We start from the raw sequence: 7,827 nt of genomic DNA, 5'->3' as shown, positions 1-7,827 counted from the left end.
AGCAGTCTCAGCAGTCTCAGCAGTCTCAGCAGTCTCAGCAGTCTCAGCAGTCTCAGCAGTCTCAGCAGTCTCAGCAGTCTCAGCAGTCTCAGCAGTCTCAGCAGTCTCAGCAGTCTCAGCAGTCTCAGCAGTCTCAGCAGTCTCAGCAGTCTCAGCAGTCTCAGCAGTCTCAGCAGTCTCAGCAGATATCATCTTCAAATAACGATCAAGTGAAACGTTTATATACTCCACTTTTAGTTGATCAATTTTAATAATTTTATATTTTTTTAGTTCTTCAATGACGACTTTGGCAATCTCTTCTTCAATTTTTAAGTTTACTTTCAATGAGTTAATTAAAGTTTCTATTTTTGCAGGTTTACTAAAATTATTACGTTTTAAATTCTCACAATACTTATTAACTAGCGAAATAATGTCTTGCTCCTCTTTAATTTCTTTGATCAAAGTGAGAGGCAAAAGCGGCTTTTCATGCAGAATCTTAGCCTCAAATTGTGCAATCTTTAAGAGATCAGCAACGTATTCCATCGATCGGTCATTTGACATGACATCGAATGAAATTTCTTTAGGTTTAAATTGAGTTGAGAGTTGGCCCGCAATAAAAGTTAATCCAAAGTCAGCTGCGTCTTTGCCCACTTTAGGCATTTTTAAAACCTTAAGTCTGCCATTCATAATAAAAGGCGCAAGTTTGACCACCCCATCTAAACTGAAATTGATTGGTGATTTGGCATAAACAAGATAAACATACTGATATTGTGATAAGTACTTCAGTAAGTCTTTTTCCGTTTTAGGTAAATTCTCAATATCTAATAATAATATTTTTTTCACTCTCGCCCCCTCAAGCGATTTTTAATATGGATTAATTTAAAGATAGTTCATAACTATAAAGCACTTCATGGCCATTCCAGTAGATATAGCCTTTTTCCAACAGCTCTTTCAGCAGCAATTTCACATCCGCTTCCGGATAGAGTTTTTCCAGCAAATCACGCAGCTCAAAAATATCTTTGGGTTTTTCCGTTTTTAACTGGCTCAGCGCGCGCACCATTTCCCATTGCAAGGCATCAATCAGCATAGCATCGGGTTGCTCTTGGCGAGCGCTAGGCTGAGCCTGCAACAGGGCCTGTACGGAGGGAAAGGACTTCACTGAAGATAATTCTGCTGGGCTCGTAGCATTGTTTTCCTGAACGTCTACAACCGTTTCCTGCAACAGATGATCCAGTTTCAGCTGTAACCACTGTTTCAAGATTTTTTTACGGTAGCTCACCTGTTGGTCATAACGTTTGACTATTTTTAACTTAATTAGCATCCCCAACAGTTGTTGAGCCTGCTCTGGCAATACGTGCAGGATATTACCGATCGAATTTTTTAATCCTTCAATGGTGCCGGGTTTTCCAGCCATTTCCCCTAAAGCATCACAGTATTTCTTGACCAGTTGAAGTGCCGGTTTACGCTGGAAGGCCAGAGCACTCGGCAAGCGATAGCTGCTCGCGCTAGATGCGGATTCCGTCTGGCTTTCCAGCCGGATCAGTGAAGCAAACAGACCGGCACCCTGCATGAGTTGCAACAACACCTCAATGCTGGACATCGCGGAAATGACTTCTATCTGGGTCTCAGCTTCCAGCAAAGCCAACAACTGTCCAACCACGACAGCATAGGCATATTCCTGATGCTCAACTTGCGGGACATCCAGCACGATCACTTGTCCACTATTCAGCCAACTGGCAAACTCCGTCAGGTCTTCCAATGCATAGTCAAATTTTCCCTGACAATTGAACAAGTACACCGTGTGATAATGCTGTAACAGCTCACGCAACACGGTCGCTGTCGGCATATTTTGTTCCAGGTCAAACAGGATCACTTTATTCATTGGTATTCAAGATCGATCAATCAAAGACGAGAGAGATTAACACAGTTGAAAAATACTGCAGCGGAACCGATTAATAGTGCGGAGGTCGGTTGGTCAACGGATCAAAAGGTGCAATCCCTTCCGACAGATCTGCCGACTCGACACGCTGATAGAGCAACTGCATCTGTTTTTTCAACGTGGCTATTTCTTGTGTCTGCAAAGCCATCTGCTGGTTAAGCTGATCGACTAAATCATCCAAAAATGCAATTCGCACTTGCAAATCTTCAATCGGTGCGGAAAATGACGCTTGATCATCATCGTATGGTTGTTTAGTCATTTAACCCTCCTCAATCGGGATCTTAGGAAACATTATGGCCTATATTACTTTAAGGGACGTCCAGCTGGCATTTGGTGGACCGGCCCTACTCGATGGCGCGAACTTCACTCTAGAGCGTGGCGAACGAGTCTGTTTAATCGGCCGTAATGGTGAAGGCAAGTCTACTTTACTTAAGCTGATTGAGGGAAGTTTACTGCCCGATCGTGGTGAAGTTTCGATTCAAAATGGCCTTACGATTTCCATGCTGGCACAGGATGTCCCAATGGATCACGGTAAAGTGGCAGATATCGTCGCTGAAGGTGCCGGGGAAGCCGCGCAAGTGCTCAAAGCGTATCATGAAGCCAGTGATGCCTGTGTACTCGGTGACATGACCGCCTGTGACCGTATGGGAGAACTGCAGCATAAACTGGATCAGCTCGATGGCTGGACCCTGGAAAACAAGGTCAACACCATTCTGGGCAAAATGGGCCTGGATCCCAATGCTGACCTGGCGGATTTATCCGGTGGTCGTAAACGTCGCGTACTACTCGCACGTGCCCTGCTAACACAGCCAGATGTCTTGCTATTGGACGAACCCACCAACCATTTGGATGTGGAAAGCATCGAATGGCTGGAAAAATTTCTGCTTGATCAGAACAACCTGACTTTATTATTCATTTCGCATGACCGTTCTTTTGTCGATCGTCTGGCGACACGAATTGTCGAACTCGATCGCGGCCAGTTGCGCAGTTTTGAAGGCAATTATTCACGTTATCTTGAGCTGAAAGCACAACAGCTGGAAGCGGAAGAAAAACAGAATGCACTGTTTGATAAGAAACTGGCTGAAGAGGAAGCCTGGATTCGCCAGGGGATTAAAGCACGCCGTACGCGTAACGAAGGTCGTGTTCGTGCCTTAAAAGCGTTACGCGAAGAGTCCAAAGCACGCCGCTTTCAGCAAGGCAAAGTCAACATGGCAACGCAAGAAGCCAACCGCTCTGGAAAACTGGTCTTTGATATTGAACATTTACGCGTTGAGTATAATGGTCATCCGATTATCAAAGACTTCTCGGCACTGGTGCTACGTGGTGACCGTATTGGTCTGGTTGGCGACAATGGTGTGGGTAAAACCACCCTCATCAAAGCCATTCTGGGTGAAATCGAACATGGCGGTTCAGTAAAAACCGGTACCCAGCTGGAAATCGCCTATTTTGACCAGCTACGTAACCAGCTGGATCTGGAAAAATCAGTCGCAGCCAACGTCAGCGAAGGCAGTGACTTTGTGGATGTCAACGGTCAGCGCCGCCATATTTTCAGTTACTTGCAGGATTTCCTGTTCTCACCAGAGCGTGCACGTACCCCAGTGAAAGCCTTATCCGGTGGTGAACGTAACCGGATTCTGTTGGCAAAACTCTTGCTGAAACCATCTAACCTGATCGTGATGGATGAACCGACCAACGATCTGGACATGGTCACTCTCGAATTGCTCGAAGACATGCTGTCGGAATACAAAGGGACTTTACTACTGATCAGCCATGACCGTGCCTTTATGGATAATGTGGTCACCTCGACCTGGGTATTCGATGGCAAAGGCAATATCGATGAATATATCGGCGGTTATCAGGACTATTTGCTGCAGCGCCCTGATCAAAAAGTCGTGGATCAAAAAAGTGATGTGAAAAAAGCACAAGCGAAAGCTGAAGCAGCAGCAAGTGCCCCCGTTGCAGCTCCCGCAAAAAAGGTCAAACTCAGCTACAAAGACCAACGTGAACTTGACCAGTTACCCGCAGAGATTGAAGCCTTAGAAACCGAGCAAACCGAGTTAAATGCAAAATTGGCTGACGGTTCATGGTTTGTACAGGATGCAGCGGCAGCAACTAAAGCCAGTGAGCGTTTGGCTGAAATTGACGAATTGCTTCTGGAAAAACTAGATCGCTGGACCGAGCTGGAAGCCTTGAGCCAAGGCAACTAATTTCCCTGATTGTGAGCTTCTGCATGTTCACTTGCAGAAGCTTGGTATTTTCCAAATGCGGGCACGCTTGTTACACTGCGTGCAGATTTCGCGCTTTCAGTATCATCAAAACCTATGAGCAAACATCATCAAAACTACACTCCCGGTGAATTTCAATGGTCTTTCCTGTTGCCTCAATATTGGGGAATCTGGATTGCCATTGTCTTGTTGATGCTGCTCGCCATTTTACCTTGGGCGGTACAATATCGACTTGCTCAATTTCTCGGGGCTGTGGCGTTTAAACGCTTAAAGTCACGCCGCAAAACCACGTTACGCAATCTGGAAGTCTGTTTTCCGGAATGGTCACCGCAACAGCGTGAAGCACAGGCCAAACAGGTTTTTGTGGATATGATGCTCGGCGTATTTGAAACCCTGAATGCCTGGTACACGCCGAAATGGTTTCAAGGACGCATCACGATTGAAGGCCTGCAACATCTGACGGATGCCCAGGCACAAGGCAAAGGCGTCCTGCTGTTAGGAACGCACAGTACCTTGCTTGATGCCGGAGGCTATCTTTGCAGGCAGTATTTTGATCCTGATGTTGTCTATCGCCCGCAGAACAACCCTCTGCTTGATATGCTGATTTACCGTTGCCGCGCGACCATCTACACACACCAGATTGACCATGATGATATGCGCGGCCTAATCCGCCATCTAAAAAACGGCCGTGCGATCTGGTACAGTCCCGACCAGGATTACGGCCTGAAACAAGGTGTCATGGCACCTTTTTTTGGTATTCCGGCTGCAACCGTTACGGCACATCGCCGTTTGCTGAAAATTTCCAAAGCCGTTGCAATTCCCCTGTATTTTTATCGTGAGGGTGATGTTCGCGATCCGCGTTATCGCATCCTGATCGAACCCGCAGTGGATCATCTGCCGAGTGAAGATGAAGTCGCGGATGCCACCCGGGTCAACCAGATCATTGAACGCCAGCTACGTATCGCACCCACACAATACATGTGGTTCCATCGCCGATTTAAAACACGGCCTGAAGGCTACGATAAAATTTATTAATCTTGAGAGCGCAATCCATGAAAGTGATGCAACTTCTTCCAGAACTGAATAGTGGTGGCGTGGAACGTGGCACGCTAGAAATTGCCCAAGCACTGGTCGCTCAAGGGCATGAGTCACTAGTGGTCTCGAATGGTGGACGTCTAGTCGCTCAACTCGAAGCTGAAGGCTCTACCCATTTAACCCTCGCAATTCATAAAAAGTCGCTGTCCAGCTTGTGGCAGATTGCACCACTACGTCGTCTCCTCCAACAGCATCAACCCGACATTGTGCATGTCCGTTCCCGCGTTCCGGCTTGGCTCACGCACTTCGCACTCAAGGGCATTCCAGTGGCACAACGCCCGCACCTGATCAGCACTGTGCATGGCTTTTATTCGGTTAACCGTTATAGTGCCATCATGACTCAGGCAGAAAAAGTCATTGCCGTCTCCGATAGCGTGGTGCGTTACATTCACGACAACTATCCGGCCTGTCCCAAAGAGCATATTGTTCGGATTTACCGTGGCATTGACCCGCAGGCCTTCCCACATGGCTATCAGCCTTCAGCCCAATGGTTGCAGCAAACATTCAAAGATTTCCCGCAACTGGAAAATAAATTCTTACTCTGTCTACCCGGGCGGATTACCCGTTTAAAAGGCCATGAAACCCTGATCCAACTGGTCAGCCAGCTCCAGCAGAACTATCCGAATTTACACGTGATTGTCGTTGGTGGCGCCGATCCGAAAAAAGCCGCCTATCTCGATGAACTTGAGGGCAAGATTCAACAACAGGAACTCCGGGACAAAATTACCTTTGTGGGGCATCGCTCGGACATTCGTGAATGGTTGGCATTCAGTGATGTAGTACTATCTTTATCCAGTCAGGCAGAAACCTTTGGCCGTACCACTCTAGAAGCCTTATCGGTTGGAACACCAGTAATTGGCTGGAACCGTGGTGGCGTGGCTGAAATCTTGTCACAGCTCTATCCGCAAGGGCTCATTGAGGTCGATGATCATGCAGCTCTATTGTCAGCGGTTAGACAACATATTGAACAGCCACAGGTAGTTGCTCCGGTCAGCCAGTTTAGTTTGCAGCAGATGTGTGATGAGACCTTAAAACTCTATCAACAAGTGATTCGGGGTAAATAAGTGATCCCCCTTTTATACGACAAGCTGAAAATGAGAAAAACTTAAAATCATAAACCCGAGTTCCGCTTCCTGCTGAACTCGGGTACATGAGGTTGTGCTTTCAGGTTTATTGTTATTATTCGCCTGCTGTCCTTGTCACCATCTAATCCTTGATTTTCATCCTTCAGCGTTGGCTTTCCTTAATGGGACTGTCCATTCCCGTTCCTTGTGCTGATGTCTTTAGATTAATCTGCTTTACCCCCTATGACCATGCGTCATCGGCTGCAATCCGTGTGAGCATTTTCGTACACTTTTAGATTAATTCTTCTCGGAATTTTCACTCTGATTTTTATAACCACGTGCAATCTCATCCGTCACAATTTTCTCTTCAGCTTCGGCTTTTTCAATCCCTTGCTGTATGGCTTGCTGTGCTTCATGCTCATCCGCAGGCGTTTGCGCTAAAGGCTGCTGAATACGCTCAAACTTACGTCCGCTCTGCAATACGGTATAAACCGGGAAATGATCCGAGCCAATCTGGGATAAACGACGCATATCAATCAAGGCAAAATCAGCACTATGAAAAATATGATCGAGTGACCAGCGAAATAACGGATAATTTGCATGAAAAGTATTAATAAAATGACGCCCCACCCGAGGATCCAGCAAACCACTCATCCGTTGAAATAAACGCGTCGTTCTAGACCAGGCCACATCATTTAGGTCTCCCATCACGATGCAGCTTTGCTGCAAATCTTTCACTTGATCCCCGACAATCAGTAATTCAGCATCACGCAGGGTTGATTCATTGGCTTCGGTTGGGCTGGGTGGCTTGGGATGCAAGCAATAGAGCTGTACAGGCTGACCTGAAGGCAACAACACGGTGGTATGAATCGAAGGGATGTCATCACTCAGAATAAATTTGACTTCGGTGTTTTGCAGTGGCAAGCGGCTATATAAATGCATGCCATATAAATTTTCCAGCGGTACCGCCACGCGAAAAGGGTAGTCTTGTTCAATCACCTGCAAAGCTTGCTGCCAGTCGGCATTAGATTCCAGCGTCAAAATGATATCCGGCTGGTAATCTCGAATATGGGCAATCAGTAAATCATACTGCGTATTCGGCATCAGTACATTCGACACCAGAAGAGAAATCTGCTGTTCAGGATTCAATTGCTGAGGTCGTACCTTTTTAACCTGTTTTTTCCAGAAAAAGGTATAAGGCAGCACCATTTTTAACTGATAAGCGATTGCGGCAATCAGTCCCGCCAGAATTAGTTCACGCTGCCAGTTCCAATCATGCGGCCAAAATAGCAGGAAGCACAAAACCCCTGTACCCAAAGTCAAAATCTGTAAACGTGGAAAATCTGCGCCTCGAATCCACCATTCATCACGAGGAATCAGCGACCAGAAACTCAGCCAAATGACCAAAATAGCCATGATTTCAATCCATAGCATGCATTTTTACCAGTTGTTATTCCTAAGTAGAAATGTCCTACCTTAAAACCAAATAGAAATGTCCTATACCGACATTTCCAAGTCAAGCACA

Annotated in this window: 7 protein-coding genes; 3 read left to right on the top strand and 4 right to left on the bottom strand. The window is 46.4% G+C overall.

Translation table 11 applies throughout. The features are described from left to right. The 3 genes from PAE54_RS09140 to PAE54_RS09130 all read right to left on the bottom strand — a co-directional run. A partial coding sequence (locus PAE54_RS09140) for a PIN domain-containing protein (protein WP_326519203.1) occupies positions 1-822 on the bottom strand: 822 nt, incomplete at its 3' end. A 31-nt stretch (positions 823-853) separates the two neighbouring features. Beyond that, positions 854-1,861 (bottom strand): hypothetical protein, encoded by a 1,008-nt coding sequence (locus tag PAE54_RS09135; protein ID WP_326519202.1) that lies wholly within the window; start codon positions 1,859-1,861, stop codon positions 854-856. Between the two features lie 70 nt (positions 1,862-1,931). Beyond that, on the bottom strand, positions 1,932-2,177 hold the full coding sequence (locus PAE54_RS09130) for a SlyX family protein (protein WP_326519201.1): 246 nt from the start codon (positions 2,175-2,177) through the stop codon (positions 1,932-1,934). A 34-nt stretch (positions 2,178-2,211) separates the two neighbouring features. Here PAE54_RS09130 and PAE54_RS09125 point away from each other — a divergent pair, with 34 nt between their 5' ends. The 3 genes from PAE54_RS09125 (at position 2,212) to PAE54_RS09115 (ending at position 6,302) form a co-directional block, all read left to right on the top strand. Next, entirely contained in the window at positions 2,212-4,125 is a 1,914-nt protein-coding gene (locus tag PAE54_RS09125; protein WP_326519200.1) for an ATP-binding cassette domain-containing protein, read from the top strand. Between the two features lie 114 nt (positions 4,126-4,239). After that, positions 4,240-5,178: an LpxL/LpxP family Kdo(2)-lipid IV(A) lauroyl/palmitoleoyl acyltransferase gene (gene lpxL / locus PAE54_RS09120; RefSeq protein WP_326519199.1), complete on the top strand. Its 939-nt coding sequence runs from the start codon at positions 4,240-4,242 to the stop codon at positions 5,176-5,178. A 17-nt stretch (positions 5,179-5,195) separates the two neighbouring features. Next, complete coding sequence (locus PAE54_RS09115; protein ID WP_326519198.1) at positions 5,196-6,302, top strand: glycosyltransferase family 4 protein; 1,107 nt, start codon at positions 5,196-5,198, stop codon at positions 6,300-6,302. 297 nt (positions 6,303-6,599) lie between these two features. On the opposite strand, the gene PAE54_RS09110 is transcribed toward PAE54_RS09115, so the two are convergent. Beyond that, complete coding sequence (locus PAE54_RS09110) at positions 6,600-7,736, bottom strand: endonuclease/exonuclease/phosphatase family protein (protein ID WP_326519197.1); 1,137 nt, start codon at positions 7,734-7,736, stop codon at positions 6,600-6,602. Positions 7,737-7,827: the final 91 nt, after the last annotated feature.

It is taken from the genome of Acinetobacter minutum (assembly GCF_035916735.1).
Lineage (GTDB): Bacteria > Pseudomonadota > Gammaproteobacteria > Pseudomonadales > Moraxellaceae > Acinetobacter.
Note: the sequence above shows the minus strand (reverse complement) of the source record. Positions and strands in the feature narration are given on the sequence as shown.

Excerpts from the sequence above, each read along its gene's own strand:
- PAE54_RS09135 (WP_326519202.1), bottom strand. The coding sequence starts at position 1,861 with ATGAATAAAGTGATCCTGTTTGACCTGGAACAAAATATGCCGACAGCG.
- PAE54_RS09130 (WP_326519201.1), bottom strand. The coding sequence starts at position 2,177 with ATGACTAAACAACCATACGATGATGATCAAGCGTCATTTTCCGCACCG.
- PAE54_RS09125 (WP_326519200.1), top strand. The coding sequence starts at position 2,212 with ATGGCCTATATTACTTTAAGGGACGTCCAGCTGGCATTTGGTGGACCG.
- lpxL (WP_326519199.1), top strand. The coding sequence starts at position 4,240 with ATGAGCAAACATCATCAAAACTACACTCCCGGTGAATTTCAATGGTCT.
- PAE54_RS09115 (WP_326519198.1), top strand. The coding sequence starts at position 5,196 with ATGAAAGTGATGCAACTTCTTCCAGAACTGAATAGTGGTGGCGTGGAA.
- PAE54_RS09110 (WP_326519197.1), bottom strand. The coding sequence starts at position 7,736 with ATGCTATGGATTGAAATCATGGCTATTTTGGTCATTTGGCTGAGTTTC.